12 protein-coding genes and 2 pseudogenes are annotated in these 17,853 nt (G+C 65.8%); 8 read left to right on the forward strand and 6 right to left on the reverse strand.

All coding sequences use genetic code 11. The features are described 5' to 3' along the window. Position 1: 1 nt before the first annotated feature. The 5 genes from W823_RS53920 to purH all read left to right on the forward strand — a co-directional run bounded on the left by W823_RS53920 (position 2) and on the right by purH (position 7,359). Positions 2 to 1,951 carry an acetoacetate--CoA ligase gene (locus W823_RS53920; protein WP_023962712.1) on the forward strand — a complete coding sequence of 650 codons (1,950 nt, stop codon included), beginning with the start codon at positions 2 to 4 and terminating at the stop codon, positions 1,949 to 1,951. 128 nt (positions 1,952 to 2,079) lie between these two features. Beyond that, the gene (locus W823_RS53925; RefSeq protein ID WP_152538192.1) at positions 2,080 to 3,372 is read left to right on the forward strand and encodes a DUF5336 domain-containing protein; all 1,293 of its coding nucleotides are present in this window, start codon (positions 2,080 to 2,082) and stop codon (positions 3,370 to 3,372) included. A 175-nt stretch (positions 3,373 to 3,547) separates the two neighbouring features. Beyond that, a complete protein-coding gene (locus tag W823_RS53930) occupies positions 3,548 to 5,074 on the forward strand; it encodes a DUF6350 family protein (protein WP_023962716.1) in 1,527 nt (508 codons plus the stop codon). 114 nt (positions 5,075 to 5,188) lie between these two features. Beyond that, on the forward strand, positions 5,189 to 5,797 hold the full coding sequence (purN, locus tag W823_RS53935; protein ID WP_023962718.1) for a phosphoribosylglycinamide formyltransferase: 609 nt from the start codon (positions 5,189 to 5,191) through the stop codon (positions 5,795 to 5,797). Beyond that, positions 5,794 to 7,359 (forward strand): bifunctional phosphoribosylaminoimidazolecarboxamide formyltransferase/IMP cyclohydrolase, encoded by a 1,566-nt coding sequence (gene purH / locus W823_RS53940; protein ID WP_023962720.1) that lies wholly within the window; start codon positions 5,794 to 5,796, stop codon positions 7,357 to 7,359. The genes purN and purH overlap by 4 nt, the downstream gene beginning before the upstream one ends. 70 nt (positions 7,360 to 7,429) lie before the next feature. Here purH and W823_RS53945 read toward each other — a convergent pair whose 3' ends face one another. From W823_RS53945 to W823_RS53955, 3 genes and pseudogenes are all read right to left on the reverse strand, one after another. After that, complete coding sequence (locus W823_RS53945) at positions 7,430 to 8,341, reverse strand: MetQ/NlpA family ABC transporter substrate-binding protein (RefSeq protein ID WP_081729950.1); 912 nt, start codon at positions 8,339 to 8,341, stop codon at positions 7,430 to 7,432. Between the two features lie 133 nt (positions 8,342 to 8,474). Continuing rightward, positions 8,475 to 9,191 (reverse strand): methionine ABC transporter permease, encoded by a 717-nt coding sequence (locus tag W823_RS53950; RefSeq protein ID WP_023962724.1) that lies wholly within the window; start codon positions 9,189 to 9,191, stop codon positions 8,475 to 8,477. Further along, positions 9,188 to 10,191, reverse strand: a pseudogene (locus tag W823_RS53955) (methionine ABC transporter ATP-binding protein). Before W823_RS53955 ends, W823_RS53950 begins: the two are co-directional and overlap by 4 nt. Positions 10,192 to 10,394: 203 nt before the next feature. Here W823_RS53955 and W823_RS53960 point away from each other — a divergent pair. Then, on the forward strand, positions 10,395 to 11,123 hold the full coding sequence (locus W823_RS53960) for a sulfite exporter TauE/SafE family protein (RefSeq protein WP_023962726.1): 729 nt from the start codon (positions 10,395 to 10,397) through the stop codon (positions 11,121 to 11,123). Between the two features lie 31 nt (positions 11,124 to 11,154). Here the strand turns inward: W823_RS53960 and W823_RS53965 are convergent, their stop codons facing one another. Then, the gene (locus tag W823_RS53965) at positions 11,155 to 12,420 is read right to left on the reverse strand and encodes a CaiB/BaiF CoA-transferase family protein (protein ID WP_023962728.1); all 1,266 of its coding nucleotides are present in this window, start codon (positions 12,418 to 12,420) and stop codon (positions 11,155 to 11,157) included. 120 nt (positions 12,421 to 12,540) lie between these two features. Between W823_RS53965 and W823_RS53970 the strand changes: the two genes are divergently transcribed. After that, the gene (locus W823_RS53970; RefSeq protein WP_369792676.1) at positions 12,541 to 13,956 is read left to right on the forward strand and encodes a sigma 54-interacting transcriptional regulator; all 1,416 of its coding nucleotides are present in this window, start codon (positions 12,541 to 12,543) and stop codon (positions 13,954 to 13,956) included. Between the two features lie 76 nt (positions 13,957 to 14,032). After that, positions 14,033 to 16,035: pseudogene (locus W823_RS53975) on the forward strand (VWA domain-containing protein). Between the two features lie 87 nt (positions 16,036 to 16,122). On the opposite strand, the gene W823_RS53980 reads toward W823_RS53975, so the two are convergent. Continuing rightward, positions 16,123 to 16,755 (reverse strand): DUF1707 domain-containing protein, encoded by a 633-nt coding sequence (locus W823_RS53980; RefSeq protein WP_023962732.1) that lies wholly within the window; start codon positions 16,753 to 16,755, stop codon positions 16,123 to 16,125. Between the two features lie 96 nt (positions 16,756 to 16,851). Continuing rightward, positions 16,852 to 17,802 carry an AEC family transporter gene (locus W823_RS53985; protein WP_023962734.1) on the reverse strand — a complete coding sequence of 317 codons (951 nt, stop codon included), beginning with the start codon at positions 17,800 to 17,802 and terminating at the stop codon, positions 16,852 to 16,854. Positions 17,803 to 17,853: the final 51 nt, after the last annotated feature.

Consider the following 17,853-nt stretch of genomic DNA (forward strand, 5'->3'; position numbering starts at 1 on the left):
AATGGACGAGTTCGCCGAGGCGGTCGGTGCTGCCCGCGGACTGACGTTCGACGGGTACGACGATCTGTGGCAGTGGTCGGTGGACCGGCCCGAACAGTTCTGGCGCGAGGTGTGGGACCACTTCGGCGTGCGAGCGACCGGCGGTAGCACGCTCGGCGACGCCGACTCCGATGTACTGCGCGATCCCGAGATGCCGGGTGCACGGTGGTTCCCGGACGTCTCGCTCAACTATGTCGACCAGATCCTGTCGCACACCGACCAGGACGGTGTCGCCGTCGTAGGGCTGAGCGAGAACGGTCGCCGTACCGAGATCACGTGGGGTGAACTGCCAAAGCAGATCGCCGGTGTTGCAGCGACATTGCGTGAGATGGGCGTCGGGCGAGGCGACAGGGTGGTGGCCTACCTGCCGCACGTGCCCGAGGCTGTGATCGCGTTCCTGGCCACCGCTTCGCTTGGAGCGGTGTTCTCGGGCTGTGGCCAGGACTACGCGCCGGCCGGTGCTGCCGGCCGCTTTGCCCAACTGGACCCGCTGGTGATGATCTGGGCCGACGGCTATCACTACGGCGGCAAGTGGATCGACAAACGCGGCGACAGTGCGGAGCTGGCTGGAATGCTCCCAACGCTGACTGGGCAGCTGGTCGTGCGTACCGCCGAATCCGACCCGGAAGATGCGGATTCGGCCGACGGAGCTGTCGAGTTCTCCGTCGCCGCACGCCGTTCGGCAGACCTGAAGCCTGAACCGGTACCCTTCGACCATCCGCTCTGGGTGCTGTTCAGCTCCGGCACCACCGGAAAGCCCAAAGGCATCATGCACGGCCACGGTGGTGTGGTGCTCGAACACCTCAAAGCCGTTGGCCTGCATGGTGCAATGAACCGCGACGACGTGTTCTTCTGGCAGACGGCACTGAGCTGGATGATGTGGAACTACCAGGTCGCCGGTCTGCTGGTGGGGGCCAGGATCATCTGCTACAGCGGCCACCCGCTCAATCCGGATGCCGACAGGCTGTGGGGCTTGGTCGAATCGGAGAGGGTCACCTACTTCGGTACCAGTCCCGGGCAGCTGCTGGCCTCACGCAAGGCCGGGCTCCATCCCGGCACGGATCACGACCTCAGCGCGTTACGCACCATCGGGAGCACCGGTTCCACGCTCGCGGCAGATCTGTTCATCTGGGTGGATCAGCATGTGAGAGAGGGTATTCCGGTGTCCTCGATCAGCGGGGGGACCGATGTGGTGACCGCCTTCGCAGGCGGCTCGCCAGGCGTCCCGGTAGTGCCGGGCGAGCTGTCGGTGCGGTATCTCGGTGTCCAACTGGCCAGTTGGAGTGCGCACTGCGAACCGCTGATCGGCGAGGTCGGAGAGATGGTGATCACCACCGCCATGCCGTCCATGCCCGTGGGGTTCTGGAATGACCCTGATGGGGAGCGTTATCGGAAGGCGTATTTCGACCACCAGTGGGCCGCCGGCCCCCGTCCACATGTGTGGCGACACGGCGATTGGGTCACCGTCACCGAACGCGGATCGATCATCATCCACGGTCGTAGTGACGCGACGTTGAACCGCAACGGGATCAGGATGGGCTCGGCCGAGATCTACGAGGTGGTAGAGGGCATCGACCAGATCGCCGAGGGATTCGTGGTGGGGGTCGACGGCCCCGGCGGCGCGTACTGGATGCCGTTGTTCGTCACCCTCACCCCGGGCGCATCCCTTGACGAATCGCTCGTCGCGCAGGTGCGTTCGGACATCCGGCGCAGGCTGTCGCCGCGGCACGTCCCCGACGAGGTGATCGTGGCACCGGGCATCCCACACACCCGGACCGGCAAGAAGCTGGAGGTACCGGTGACCGCGATCTTGGCTGGTCGCGCCGATGTCGCGGTGGACCCGCGGTCGGTGGACGCACCGGAATTGCTCGATTGGTATCGACAGCAGGGCCGCGAACACAGCTGGAAGTGACGTAGTCCGTTTGTTGTCGCAGTCGAAATCAACGGTTGTCGTCGCCAGTGGATGTACTAGCGTAAGGCGCGACATATAAATCCGCCGAGCAGCACGCGGGACGAACACCCTCAACAGCAGGAGTGAACATGAGCTATCAACCCGGTGGGTCCGGCTACGGTTCGCAGCAGCCGTACCAGGGCTCGCAGTACCCCGGCGCGGGGCAGCACGAATCAGGACAGCCGTCGTACAACCCCGGCTATGGCCAGCAGCCCGGTGGCGAGCAGGCGCAGAATCCCGGTTACGGCCAGGGCTACGGTCAGCCCGCACAGGGTTACGGCCAGCAGCCCTCCGGTCAGCAGCCCTCCGGTCAGCAGGGCTACGGACAACCGTCGCAGCCATACGGTCAGCAGGGTTACGGCCAGCAGCCGGCCCAGGGATACGCCCAGCAGGGCTATGGACAGCAGGGTTACGGACAACAGGGTTACGGCCAGTCGCAGGGGCCCAAGGGTCTGCCCGCCGATCTGGCGAAGTACCTTGCCTATGCCGTCGGCGCATTGGGCCTGATCAACTTCTTCCTCGGCTTCGCGCCCGCGTTCGACGCCGAAGGCTTCGACGTCGACCAGAACAATCTGTTCCTCAGACTCCCCACGGCCATCGCGCTCCTCGGGGCAGCCGGTCTCATCGCGCTCACCACGGCGCTCCTCCGGCAGAACGCCAAGCTCAGCGGAATTGTTGCGGCGCTGTCGGTCATCGGCGCACTGGTGTTGCTGTTCCAGTTCTTCACCAAGGGTGACATCGACGCCGGGATCGGCTTCATCCTCGCGATCGTCTTCGCAGTCCTCCAGGCTGCCGTCGCCATCGCGTGGCTCCTCACGGAGGCCGGGATCATCAAGACCGCTGGTTCTGGCGCCTCGAACGCCAGCGCGGACACCGCGTCGACCAGCACGGGCCAGCATTCGAACAGCAGCCTGACCGGCGACCAGGGCACCAGCTACGGCCAGGCAGGCGACCAGAGCACCGGATACGGCCAGGCAGGCGGATACGGCGCGGCCTCCTCCTACGGCCAGAGCAGCGGAGCCACGGCTGCCGGCTCAGGTGACCAGCATTCCGGTGGTCACCAGGCCGCGCCCGGTCAGAGCAATCCCTACGCACAGTCGGGTTACGGGCAGCAGGGCACCGACTCGGGTTCGACCGGACTGGGCAAGTCCGATTCCGGGCCTGCCGGATCGTCGGACGCCACCACGGTGGTCCCGTCGAGCCCGTCGTCGCCGTCCACGGCTCCAGGTCAGCCGAGCACGCCGTCGTCGGCTCCGGGAACGAGCAGCTTCGGCGCTCAGCCCGGTGCTTCCGCGCCGTACGAGGCCCCATCGACGCCGTCGGGTGAGCAGCAGAACCCCTACGGCGACCAGACCACGCAGTTCAAGTCGCCGGAGCGCTGAGCAAGCACTTCGGTCCAGGTCAGAAGGAGCCGGCCATCACACGATGTGTGGTGGCCGGCTTTTTCGTGTGTCCGTGACGTCTGCCACCGCACGGTTGTAGGGGAGGGCGCTCGTCTTGCCGACCGCTCGGCGCGCCTGACCATCTGTTCGCCGGGCAAATGACACCCTGACAAGGGTGGCCAGCTCTACAGCGGAAAATCTCGCCGCGCGTCTGCGTGAGATGCGCCGGACCCGCCGCGCCGACGAGGTGGGCGCCGCGGACTCGGCACGGGCACTGGTTCGCCTGGCGTTCGGGACCACTGCGATCACCCTCGCGATCCTGGTTGTCATCGCCGCGCTGACCTTAGTTGCGGTCGGTGACGGGCTCGGCAGTCTGCCTGCCACCGTTGCCTCCATGTGGCTGGGCATACATCAGATCCCACTCACCATCGGCGAGGTCACCATCGGGGTCCTGCCGTTGGCCCCGACCCTGCTGATGGTGGCTGCGGTGGCGCGGGCCACGACGCGGGTGACAGATGTCGACCGCCCTCACAGCGAGGTGACGGCCGTGATCCTCTCGGCCATCGGCGGGCCCCTTCTCGCCACCATCCTGTCCCTGGCGGTGGTGATGGACGCATCCACCGTGATGACCATCCAGAGCCCGGATGCGTTGCTGGCCTTCGCCTGCACGTTCGCAGTGCACGCAGTCGGCGCCGGAATCGGCGTGGGCCTCAAATGGTGGTCCACCCTGGTCGTGCGCGCAGGAGTTGCCGACTGGGTCCTCAAAGGACTTCGCTGTGGAGTCGTTGCGGTGACCGCACTCATGACGCTCGGCGCGATGGTGGTGGCAGTTCGGCTGGTGATCAACTGGTCGGTCGCCGGCGACCTGCTCGCGTCCGGGAACGGCTGGGTCGGTGGTCTCGGACTGACGTTGCTCTCCATCCTGTACCTGCCGAACATGGTGATCGGTGCGGCGGGCGCCTTGGTCGGGGCGCCGGTGGCCGTCGGCGGGGCAACCGTCGACCTGTTCGGATCACAGGGCGGTCAGGTTCCGCCGCTGCCGGTACTCGCCGCGCTTCCCGATGGTGGAGCCGGGCATTGGACAGCGCTGCTGCTGATCGGGATCGCGGGCACAGCGCTCTTCGTGGGCCGGCTCTGTCTGGACGAATCGCTGCTGCGCAACATCCGGATGGTAGTGGTCGCGGCCGCGACCTCATCGCTCTTCCTGGTGATCGCCAGCGTGCTGGCTGGTGGCGAGTTGGGCGTTCTGGGCAAGGTCGGCGCCAACCTGCCGGTGGCCGGGGTGTTCATGTTCGGGTGGATCGCCGTGATCGGATCGGTGACGGCCCTGGTGTACAGCGCGTTGCCGAGCAGACGCCGTGCCCGGTCGAACATCATCGACGATGACTACTACGACGACGGCCGTGGCGAAGAAAGTCGTTCGGACACCGACGACGAGGGCGTCGAGTCGATTCCGGTGGTCGACGAAGCAGCTATCGAATTCGTCCCCGTCGACGAGCAGACCTCGCTCGACGACGACCACGAGTTGTCGCCGGAGCCGGGCCGGCCCGAGGTGATCGTGGACGGCTGGGACCCGGAGGACTGGGCCCTGGACGAGGTGTGGGACGACACCGGCAGTGTGGTGGTCGACGAGCCGATCGATGCCGCCGAAGGCGAAGAACTGGTGTCGACCGACGACTTCGGTACCCGGCGCACCCGCTGAATCGGCGGCCATTAGGCTCGGTCCGAGCGACGCAGCCGCCCGCCCGAGGTCCTGTTTTCAGATGGCGGACCCGGCTACGCCCCACCGAGTTCGAGGAGAGTCACCCTGGACGCCATGCCGTCAGCCACACCGGTGACCGTCGTGATCCTCGCGTCGGGCGCCGGCAGCCTGGCATCGGCCCTGCTCGACGCCGCAGAGGACGACGAGTACCCAGCGAACGTCGCGGCTGTCATCTGCGACCGTGACTGTCCTGCTGAGCAATCCGCGCGTCGGCGAGGTACCCCCACCGCAGTGGTGCCCCTGGAGGGCGACCGCACCGAATGGGACCGTCGACTCACCGACACGGTCGCGGGCTACGCTCCCGATCTGGTGGTGTCCGCCGGGTTCATGAAGATCCTGGGCACGCACTTCCTCGAACGTTTCGGCGGCCGGACGATCAACGCGCATCCGGCACTGCTGCCCTCGTTCCCGGGCGCGCATGCTGTGGCCGCCGCGTTGGAGCACGGCGTCAAGGTCACCGGTTCCACGATCCACCTTGTGGACGGCGGGGTGGACACCGGCCCGATTCTCGCCCAGGCGCCCGTCGCGATCAGCCCAGGCGACGACGAGATCACGTTGCACGAACGAATCAAGATGGTCGAGCGAGTGCTGCTGGTAGCGGTTGTGCGTTCGATTGCCACCAAAGGTGTTGTCATCGAAGGACGAAAGGCCCACATTCCGTGAGTAGTGACTTGCAGCGCAAACCGTTTCGACGTGCACTGGTCAGCGTGTACGACAAGACCGGGCTCGCGGAGCTTGCCGAGGGGCTGCACGCCGCCGGCGTAGAGATCGTGTCGACCGGTTCGACCGCGAAGAAGATCGCCGAGTCCGGTGTACCGGTGCTCGAGGTCTCCGAACTGACGGGCTTCCCGGAATGCCTCGAGGGCCGGGTCAAGACGTTGCATCCCCGGGTGCACGCGGGCGTCCTCGCCGACACCCGCAAACCCGACCACCTCGACCAGCTCGAGGAACTCGGCATCGAGGCCTTCGAGCTCGTGGTGGTGAACCTGTACCCGTTCACCGAGACGGTGGCATCGGGCGCTAGTCCGGATGAATGCGTCGAGCAGATCGACATCGGCGGTCCGTCGATGGTGCGCGGTGCCGCAAAGAATCACCCATCGGTGGCCGTGGTGGTGGATCCAGGGGACTACGCGACCGTCCTGACCGCGGTCGCTGACGGCGGCTTCACGTTGACCGATCGGCAAGCGCTCGCGGCGAAGGCATTTCGGCACACCGCCGACTACGACGTGGCCGTGGCCTCGTGGATGAGTTCGGTTGTCGCGCCCGAACCCGAGGGCTCGTTGCCGACGTGGATCGGCAAGAGCTGGGAACGGTCGTCGGTGTTGCGGTACGGCGAGAATCCGCACCAGTCCGCGGCGTTGTTCGTCGGTGGCTCCGAAGCCCCCGGGCTGGCGCAGGCCGAACAGTTGCACGGCAAAGAGATGAGTTACAACAACTACACCGACGCCGACGCTGCGTGGCGGGCCGCGTACGACTTCGGTGAACCTGCGGTCGCGATCATCAAGCACGCCAACCCTTGTGGCATCGCGGTCGACGACGACATCGCGGCGGCGCACCGCAAGGCCCATGCCTGTGACCCGGTGAGTGCATACGGCGGCGTGATCGCCGCCAACCGCCCGGTGAGCATGGAGATGGCCGAGCAGGTCGCCGAGATCTTCACCGAGGTGGTGGTGGCGCCCGGTTTCGAGGACGGCGCACTCTCGGTGCTGACCCGCAAGAAGAACGTACGTGTACTTCTCGCGCAGCCCCCGCAACGCGCGGGCCTGGAACTGCGCCCCGTGTCGGGCGGGTTGCTCGTGCAACAGCGCGACATCCTCGACGCGAGTGGCGATTCGCCCGAGAACTGGCAGCTGGTTGCCGGTGACCCGGCCGATGACGCGACCCTCGCCGATCTGGTGTTCGCCTGGCGCGCATGCCGCGCCGTCAAGTCGAATGCAATCCTGCTGGCCAGTGACCAGGCGTCGGTCGGTGTCGGGATGGGCCAGGTGAACCGGGTGGATTCGGCACACTTGGCGGTCAAGCGAGCCGGCGAACGAGCGATGAACAGCGTAGGCGCGTCCGACGCCTTCTTCCCCTTCCCGGACGGTCTTCAGGTGCTGATCGACGGAGGAGTGAAAGCCGTTGTGCAGCCCGGTGGTTCGATCCGCGACAACGAGGTCATCAGTGCCGCACACGATGCCGGCATCACGCTGTACCTGACAGGTGCGCGGCACTTCGCCCACTGACGAACGACGCGGCGCCCTCGTGGCGGTGCTCCCAGATCGGGACCGCCACGAGGACGCCGCATCGGCGTGATCAGATGGGCAGCAGGATGTTCTTCACCTGAGGGTCGGTGGCCAGGTACTCCTGTACCGCAGGGTCTTTGAACACCTGCACCAGCTTCTTGATGTTCTCGGTGTCCTTCCACTTGGTGCCGATGGTCAGCTGGCCGGCGAACTCGTCGGGTGCCGGCGGCGCGAAGATCTGCTTCTTGATGTCGATGTCGGCGGCGAGGTAGTACTCGGTGTAGCCGACGGCGGCATCGATGTCGGGCAGTGCGCGCGACTGCGCCGCGAAGTCGAGCAGTGTGAACTGCAGGTTCTTCGGGTTGGAGACGATGTCCTTCTGGGTGGCCTTCCACTTGTCTGCCGCCGGGTTCAGCTCGATCAGACCGGCACGCTCGAGCAGCCACAGGCCCTGCGCCTCATTGGCAGGATCGGAGTACAACGACACGGTGGCGCCATCGGGCAGCTGCGCGGGGTCGGTGTACTTGTCCGACCAGATGCCGAATCCCCAACGGAAGACCGGGGTTGCGGCTTCTTCCTTGAAGTCGGGGTTGGCTTCCAGTACCTGACCCAGCCACAGCTTGTGCTGGTAGATGGTTCCGGCGACCTCGCCGTCGCTCACCGCTCGGTTGATGGTGGTGCTGTCGGCCAGCCCCTTGAACTTGATCTTCAGGTCGTACTTCGGGGCGACCTCCTCGGCGATGAAGTCGACGAGCGCCTCTTCGGCGGCATTGCCTTCGGCTGTGGCGATCTCGAGTGTCGCACCGGCGGTTTCGTTGGGCGACTTCGAATCCGACCCACCCCAGAATCGCCATCCGACGAACGCGAGTACCACCGCGACGACAACGCCGATCGCGATGTACAGCGGAAGTCGCCTGCGGGACTTGATGTCGAAGCCGCCGGGATCACCGCTTCCGGTGGGGCGCTCAGTTGTGGACGTCATGGTCATCTCCTCATCGGTGCAAAATCAGGGGTGGGCGAAATCAGTGGGTGTGCAGATGAAAACGGCACGGCGGTGCGTGCAGTGGTGTTGTTTCCCGCGTCGCGGTGGTCGCGGTGGTCGAGCGGGTACGGGGTCAGGCGTGTGACCGGGCGCGGATGGTCTGTCCCGGCGTGAGGTGACGGACCAGCGCATCGCCGACGATCTGGATGAGTGCCACCGTGATCACCAAGGTCACGATGGTCGCGATCATCACGCCGTGATCGAATCGCTGATAGCCATAGGTGACGGCGATGTAGCCGAGACCGCCGGCGCCGATCGTTCCCGCGATGGCCGAGTATTCGATCATCGCGATGGTGTTGATGGTGAGGCCGCCGACGATGTTCGGAAGTGCTTCGGGTACTTGCGTCTTCCAGATCACCTGACCGTTGGATGCGCCCGACGCGCGGGCCACATCGATCACCGCCGGTGGCACCGACCGCAGCGAGTTCTCCACAATTCGGGTGAAGAAGGCGATGCCCGCCAATGACATCGGGACAACGGCTGCGGGTATGCCGATGTTGGTGCCGGTGATCAAGCGGGTGAGCGGGATGATCGACGTCATCAGGACGAGAAACGGCAACGAGCGGCCGATACTGATCACCCACGACAGCGGTGAGTGGAAGACCTTGTTCTCGAACAGGCCGCCAGGCGCCAGGTTGTGGATCGTCGCGCCCAGTGGCACACCCACAAGCAGCACGATCACCATCACGATCGACACCATCGTGAGGGTGTCGACGAACGCCGGGATCAGCAGATCCGGGATCTCGTCGGTGGGAACGGTGATCGCCGCGAGGTGCGTGATGTCGCTCATGCCGCTACCTCGACCGCGGGCTTGGCGGGCAGGCTCGTCGAGAGCCCATGGCGGGCTGCGCTTTCCAGGAATGCTCCGGCGAGTTCGTCCGGCACCGACACCGTGATCTCGCCGACGGACACACCGTCGACCACCTGTACGGCGGCCCCGAGGACCGAGATCGGCACGGACAGCTCGGATCCGATGCGGCTGATCCAGTCGGCAGGCACCGATGCCGAGTTGTAGGTGAGTTCGAACGAGCGTTGGCCCGGCTCGGGATCGGCAGAGGTCCCCCGAGGACGCAGCGATCGCCCGAGGACGGAGGTGGAGTCGGTGAGAAGGTCCACCAGCGAACCCTTTTCGACGATCCGGCCCGCATCCAGGCGGCCGACGCTGTCGGCGACCTTCACGATGGTGTCCATCTCGTGGGTGATGAACACCACCGCCAGGTTGAGTTCTTCGCGCACCTCGCGCAGCAGTTCGAGGAAGGAGTCGGTTGTCTGCGGATCAAGGCCCGACGTCGCCTCGTCGGACAGCAGCACCGAGGGTCGCAGGGCCAGGGCACGGGCGATGCCCACACGCTGTCGTTGCCCTCCGGACAACTGGTGGGGATACAGGTCCGCGCGTCGGTGAGGCCGACCCGGTCGAGGAGCTCGGCCACGCGGTCGCGCGTCTGTCCCTTGGTGACGCCGAGGAATTCCAATGGCAGCGCCACGTTTTCGGCTGCCGTTCGCCGTGAGAGCAGGCTGGACGACTGGAAGACGGTGCCGATGCGCCGGCGGGCATCGCGCAGGGCCCGGGTGCTCAACTCGGTCAGGTTCTGGTTGTTCACGACGACCTTGCCCGACGTGGGCCGTTCGAGCAGGTTGAGGCAGTGGGCGAGGGTGCTCTTGCCGGCGCCGCTCGGTCCGACGATGGCAAAGATCTCGCCGGGGTCGACGGTGAAACTGACGTCGTCCAGCACAGTCGCGGCCGTCGGCCCGGTGCCGTAGATCTTCCCGAGCTTTTCTACTTCGATCACGAGGTGGTTCTTTCCAGGAGACAGGGACGGGCGTCCCCGGCACACTGGATGCGCCGGGGACGTCGGGTATGACGGAAATGGTGCGCAAGGGTGCGTGTTTGGCACAGCTTTGCGATCATCGTGACTCCAAGTGGACTACGGACAGTCCGATGTGCCGGGTGCTGGCCGGTACCCGCAAGGGCAAGGCGGAGTAGATTGCCGCTGTGGCAGAACTGGCATTCCTGATCGCCGCCGGTTTCCTGTCCGGTGTGGTGGGTTACGTGACGGGGATCGCCTCACTCGTCAGCTATCCCGCATTGCTGATTGCCGGACTGCCCCCGCTGACCGCGAACATGACCAACACGGTCGCGTTGATCCCCGTCGGGGTCGGGAGCACTGCTCAGGCGCGGAACTCGTTGACCTTCGACAGGCGTCTAGGCCTCTGGTGTGTTGCCGCCGCGCTCGGGGGAGTGCTGGGATCGGTTCTGCTCCTGTTGACCCCGGCGGGGGCGTTCGAGGCGATCGTCCCGTACCTGGTGGCCACCGCGGCCCTGGCAGTACTCGGCCAGCCGCTGATCCGGCGGATCGCCGGCCATCGCGACGCGCCCCGGGTTTTCATGGCGGGCATCGTGGTGATCGGCGTCTACGGCGGCTACTTCGGGGCCGGCGCTGGCATCATCTTCACCGCACTCGCCCTCATCCTCACCGCGCAGCCCCTCGGCCAGGCGACATTGATCAAGTCGGTGTTGTTGTGTGCATCGAATGCTGTTGCCGCATTGGGCTTTGCCATCTTCGGCGACGTGGACTGGTCGTCGGCAGCGGCGATGGGGCTCGGTTGTCTTGCCGGCGGTTGGGTCGGCCCACCCGTCGTGAACCGGCTGCCCGTCGCGGTGCTCCGGGTTGCCATCGCGCTGGCGGGTTTCGGACTGGCTGCCTGGCTCGGACTACGTTGACGAGCGCCGAACTCGGCGGGTGAGTGGCGACTCAGACAACGCCCTCGTCATGCAAGGCCGCCACCGCGTCCGGGCTCAAACCCAGTAGGGCGCCGAGGACTTCGCTGTTGTGGTAGCCGGGAACGGGAGCGCCGGCGTTACGGATGCTGCCGGGGGTGCCCGTCAGGTGCGGCACGATACCGGGACCCAGCACGGTGTCGTTGATGCGCTCGTCGAAGTGCTCTGCGATCATGCCCCTGGCGATGAGTTGCGGATCACGGATCACCTCGGCGACCGTATTGATCGGCCCCACAACCACTCCCGCGGCGGTGAGGAGTTGGATCAGCGCGTCGCGCGGCTGCTCGGCAGTCCACTGGGCGATCAGCTCGTCGAGCTCGTCCTGGTTCTCGCCACGCGCACCGTGTGTGGCGAAACGGGGGTCGGTGCTGAGTTCTGGCCGGCCCATCGCCGTGCACAGCCGGGCGAACACGGTGTCCTGATTCGCGCCGATGACAACAAGCGAGCCGTCTCCGGTGGGATAGATGTTCGACGGCGCGATGCCGGCCAGCCGGGTGCCCGAGGGCCCACGGACCACGCCACCCTGGTCGTAATCGGGGATCGTCGATTCCTGGATCGCCAGGCATGCCTCGTTCAGAGCCGTGTCGACGATCTGGCCCTCCCCTGTGACGGTGCGGCGGTACAGCGCTGCGAGAGCCCCGTGCACGGCGAACATCCCTGCCAGGGTGTCGCCCAGTGACAGCGCGATCCGTGGCGGAGGCTGATCGGGATATCCGTTGAGATGGCGGAGGCCGCTCACCGCTTCGGCCACGGACGCGTACCCGGCCCGTCCTGCGTCCGGTCCGGTCTGGCCGTAGCCCGACACCCGCACGAGGATGATCCCCCGATTGCGCTCGCGGAGGACGTCGTAGCCGAGGTCGAGCTTCTCCAGGGTGCCCGGACGAAAGTTCTCCACGATGATGTCGGACTGGTCGACCAGTTCGAGGAACAGTTCACGTCCGCGTTCGCTGCGGAGGTCGAGGGTGATCGCACGTTTGTTGCGCGCGTACACCGTCCACAGAAATCGGTGACCATCGCGTTCAGCCTGACCCCATCCGCGCAGCGGATCGGGCAAGCCAGGCGCCTCGATCTTGATGACGTCGGCGCCGAGGTCACCCATCAGGCGGGCGCCGAACGGCCCCGCGATGAGGGAACCGAGTTCGAGCACCCGGATACCGTCGAGAGCGCCGGCGGGCGGGGTACCACCGCTGGGGGATGTGCTCGACTCTTCGGCCGGTTCCGACGGTGTGGGTGGCGTCATCGGTCAAGTGTCGCCAATGGCCACGAACCCACACCCAATGGGGTGCGCCGAGGCCGCCCCGTGTTCCTCTGCGGGCGTAAACAAGTGCACTCCGGCGACGAGGCTCGTAGCGTGGACATGGTGAGCACACCCCACACCACGAACACCCGCTCTGCCCACCCCTCTCCACGGACCCTGGGGGAGTTGCGTGCCTCCGGCCACGTACAGCGCAGCGTCAAAGACGAGATACGCAACAACCTGCTGTCCGCACTCCGGTCGGGCACCGATCCATGGCCCGGGATCCTCGGGTTCGAGACCACCGTCCTGCCCCAGCTCGAGCGTGCGCTGATCGCCGGCCACGACGTGGTGATGCTCGGTGAACGCGGCCAGGGCAAGACGCGTCTGCTGCGCACGATCGTGGGCCTGCTCGACGAGTGGACGCCGGTCATCGAAGGCTCTGAGCTCGCCGAGCATCCGTACGAGCCCATCACTCCCGGTTCCATCCGCAAGGCCGCGAACCTGCAGGAAGACCTGCCCATCGGGTGGCTCCACCGCAGCGAGCGCTACAGCGAGAAGCTCGCCACCCCTGATACCTCGGTGGGCGACCTCGTCGGCGACGTCGATCCTATGAAGGTCGCCGAGGGCCGCAGTCTCGGTGATCCCGAGACCATCCACTTCGGATTGATCCCGCGCGCACACCGCGGCATCGTGGCGATCAACGAGCTGCCCGACCTCGCCGAGCGCATTCAGGTCGCCATGCTCAACGTGATGGAAGAACGCGACATCCAGGTCCGCGGGTACAGCCTCCGGCTGCCGCTCGATGTGGTGCTGATGGCCAGTGCCAACCCCGAGGACTACACCAACCGCGGCCGCATCATCACGCCTCTCAAGGACCGTTTCGGCGCCGAGATCCGCACCCACTACCCGATCGAGTTGGTCGACGAGATCGCGGTGATCGAGCAGGAAGCCGATCTCACCGCGTCGGTACCCACTTTCATCGTCGAGATCATCGCCCGCTTCACGCGGTACGTGCGCGACCACCCGTCCATCGATCAGCGCTCCGGCGTCTCCGCGCGGTTCGCCATCGCGGGTGCCGAAACGGTCGCCGCCGCCGCTCTGCACCGCGCCACCATCCTGGGCGAGGACCTCGCGGTCGCGCGCGTCGTGGACCTGTCCTCGGTGATCGAGGTGCTCCGCGGCAAGGTCGAGTTCGAGTCGGGTGAAGAGGGCCGCGAGATCGAGATCCTCGAACACCTGCTGCGCAAGTCGACGGCCGACACCGTGCGTGCGCATCTCGGTGGTGTCGACCTGGCCACGCTCGTCACCGCGCTGGAAGCCAGTGACCCGATCATCACCGGTGACCGGGTGTCGGCGAAGGAACTGCTGACCTCGATGCCCGAGGGCACCGACCCCGTCGTGACAAAGATCGCCGAGCGCCTCGAGGCGACGGACGACGGTGAACGGGCCAGCGCGCTGGAGCTCGCCCTGGAGGGATTGTTCTTGGCCCGCCGGATCGGCAAAGAAGCCGACGAGGCAGGCCGGACCGTATACGGCTAGGCCGACATCGGGTTCCGCGGCCGTTCCGCGGAACCGGTGTCGGTCGGTTATTCAGACATATTGGACGGGAAAAAGCATGGCCCGCAATAATTTCCATCGCGCTCGGTATCTCCGCTACTCCGGAGGGCCGGACCCCCTGGCGCCGCCGGTGGACCTGCGTGAGGCACTCGATGCCATCGGCGACGACGTGATGGCCGGTGGGTCACCTCAGTCGGCGATGCGCGAGTTCCTGCGGCGCGGCAACGACAACATGCGCGGCCTCGACGAACTCCGCGAGATGGTGAACAAGCGTCGTGAAGAACTGCTCAAATCGCGCAACCTCAACGGCACCTTCGAAGAAATCCGTGAGCTGCTCGACTCCGCAGTTCTCGAGGAGCGCAAGCAGCTCGCCCGCGACCTCGACGACGACGCCCGGTTCGCCGAGATGCAGATCGAGAACCTGCCTCCGTCCACCGCACAGGCGGTGCAGGACCTGGCCAATTACGACTGGCGCAGTCCGGCGGCCAAAGAGAACTACGAGAAGATCAAAGACCTGCTCGGTCGTGAACTCCTCGATCAGCGATTCTCGGGCATGAAAGAGGCGCTCGAGGGCGCCACCGAAGAGGACCGGCAACGTATCGCTGACATGCTCAAGGACCTGAACAAGCTCCTCGCTGCGCACAACAACGGCGAGGACACCACCGAGCAGTTCGGTGAGTTCATGGACAAGCACGGCGAGTTCTTTCCCGAGAACCCCCGCAACACAGACGAGTTGATCGACTCGCTGGCCGCTCGCAGTGCTGCAGCCCAGCAGTTCTACAACTCGCTGTCGGAGGAACAGCGCGCCGAACTCGATCAGCTGGCGCAGCAGGCATTCGGTTCGCCCGACCTGATGGACCAGCTCTCGCAGATGGATTCGCAATTGCGAGCCGCCCGGCCCGGGATGGGCTGGGACGAAGGTCAGAGCTTCGAGGGTCAGCAGGGCATGGGGATGGGCGAGGGTGCCGGCGCGCTTCAAGACCTCGCCGAGCTCGAGTCACTGTCGGAGCAACTGGCGCAACAGTATTCGGGCGCCCACCTCGACGATGTGGACCTCGACGCACTGGCCCGTCAGCTCGGCGACGATGCCGCTGTCGACGCCCGGACACTTGCCGAACTCGAGAAGGCACTCAAAGAACAGGGTCTGCTCGAACGCGGCAACGACGGTCAACTCCGGCTGTCTCCCAAGGCCATGCGTCAGCTGGGCCAGTCGATCTTCCGGGATGTCGCCGAACAGCTGTCGGGTCGAGGTGGCGACCGCCAGACCCGGCGTTCGGGATTGGCGGGCGAACCCACCGGCTCCAGCCGGGAATGGGAGTTCGGTGACACCGAACCCTGGGACGTCACCCGCACGGTGTCGAACGCGGTGTTGCGCACCATGTCCGAAGATCGCGACAAGCTGCACGCAGGCAACGCGATGCTCCGGGACGCGTCCGCATCGACGTCCGCGACGTGGAGGTCGGTGAGACCGAGGCCCGCAGTCAGGCCGCAGTCGCCCTGTTGGTCGACACATCGTTCTCGATGTGGTTAGAGAACCGGTGGACGCCGATGAAGCGCACAGCGATGGCGCTCAACCACTTGATCTCCACACGCTTTCGCAGTGATGAACTGCAGCTGATCTCCTTCGGTCACTACGCCAAGACGCTGGAGATGTCCGAATTGATCGGGCTCGACGGGATGCGGCAGCAGGGGACCAACCTGCACCACGCATTGCTCCTGGCACAGCGGCACTTTCGTCGCCACCCCAACGCGCAGCCGGTGGTTTTGATCGTCACCGACGGCGAGCCGACAGCACATCTGCTGCCCGGTGGCGAACCGTTCTTCTACTACCCGCCGCACCCGGCGACGTTGTCGGCGACGGTGCGAGAGTTGGACAACGTCGCGAGGATGGGTGCCCAGGTGAGCTTCTTCCGGCTCGGTGACGACCCCGGACTGGTGCATTTTGTGGACCAGATGGCACGACGGGCATCGGGTCGGGTGGTGGCCCCGGATCTCGATGGTCTCGGCGCCGCCGTGGTCGGCGACTACCTGGGCACCAAACGGCGTCGCGGGCGTCGCTGATTCTGTCGCACCGATGAGATACCGATGAGATGAGGACGCCCTGGCTGTGGCCGGGGCGTCCTCATTTTTGGATCATGCAGGTCGAAGTCAGGTCGCGTCGTGTGGACGGCGCCGCACCACTTCCACCCCACCCATGATGGCCAGGCCGCTGACGGTGATGATCGGGCCGCCCGGAATGCCTTTGCCCTCGGCGTTGCGACTGCCTCCGAACCCGCCCATGATGCCCATCCCGGTGATCCGGACGGTCGCGTCGTGCGGAACCACGATCTCGATCCCGCCCATGATGGTGTTGGCGCGGATGGTCAGGTGGTCGGCCGTGAACTCCGCGTCGCGCAGGTCGATCTCGACACCGCCCATCAGGGCGAACGCGTTGAGGTGTTCCCCGACCGCAACCGGACCCTTGAGTTCTGAACCGCTCATGATGGCGATGCGGCTGGTGATCACCTCCACACCTGCCGACGGGGTAGCGACTCGCCGGCTGGTCGCGACCCCAGCGGTGGTCAGCTGGTTGACCGGCAGATCGTCGGTGAGCTCGTCGAGCTCTCCGAATGTCTTGGCGGCAACCGCCTTGGCGGCCCGCTCCTCGTACTCGACGGGACTGAGATGACCGGAACTCATTGCAGATGACAAGATGTCATGAACGAAGTTTCGGTCGGCGTCGCTGGCCCGGAGGCGACTGCGGCCTTCGCGCTCATCATCATTCGGTACCAGATCACTCACCGCTACGAGGTTAGTCCCACCGGTGGCTGTGGCCAACCGCCACAGGATGGTTCGTCGTGCGAAGGGCTGGTCCGGCGCCCGTGACCATGGACCGGTTCAGGCGAGCAGAAGCGCGATGAGCATGATCGCCGGAATCGAGAGGAGGGTGGTCACCAGGGCGGAATCGCGTGCGAGCACCACGCCCCGTTGGTAGCGGTTGGCGTACACCAGAACGTTTTGTGCGGTGGGCAGTGCGGCGATCACCACCAGCGCGAAGAGCTCGTGCCCGGTGGCGTGGAAGGTGTAGCGGGCGACCAGGTACACCAGCACCGGTTGCACCACCATCTTGAGCACCGATGCCAGCGCGACGTCGCGGCGTGGGCTCTCGCCCTTCTGCAACACCGAGACCCCGGTCAGTGAGAGACCGAACACCAGGAGTGCGCCAGGAACCGACGCGTCCCCGAGCATGTCGAACGGTTCCATCACCGCCTCGGGCAGTGTCACACCGATCAGTGACACGACGAGACCGGCCGCACCGCCGAGCACGATGGGGTTCGTGAAAGGCGTGACCACGGTGTCGCGCAGTGAGATTCGTCGTGACTGACCTGATTCGTCGGAGTCGCGCAACGCGGTCAGGTCGAGTGTGGTCAAGGCCAGCGGTGAGTACACCATGATCTGAAAGAGCAGCAGCGGCGCCACAAACGATGCGTCGTCCAGCACAAAGATGGCGATCGGTATCCCGAGATTCGCGCTGTTGACGTAGGAAGCAGACAACGCGCCGATCACGGCTTCGGGTATCGCGCGACGCAGAAGCAGTCGCGCCAGGGCGAAGTAGATGGCGCCCACCACAAATGCGCTGCCACCGGCGACCACAAGGGTGGTGGAGAACACGTCGGCGAGGTCGGCCTTCGCGAGCGACGAGAACAGCAGTGCCGGCGTGCAGACGAAGAACACCAAGCGCGACAACACCATTACCGCGCCAGGGCCGAGCGCCTCGGTACGGCCGAGGACATATCCGACGGCGACCACGATGAAGATCACCGTGAACCCTTGGATGACGCCGGACATCCGGGCAGTCTATGGACCCCGAAGATGTGCCCTTTTGGTGGGGGTCACCAG

This window comes from Williamsia sp. D3 (genome assembly GCF_000506245.1).
Lineage (GTDB): Bacteria > Actinomycetota > Actinomycetes > Mycobacteriales > Mycobacteriaceae > Williamsia > Williamsia muralis.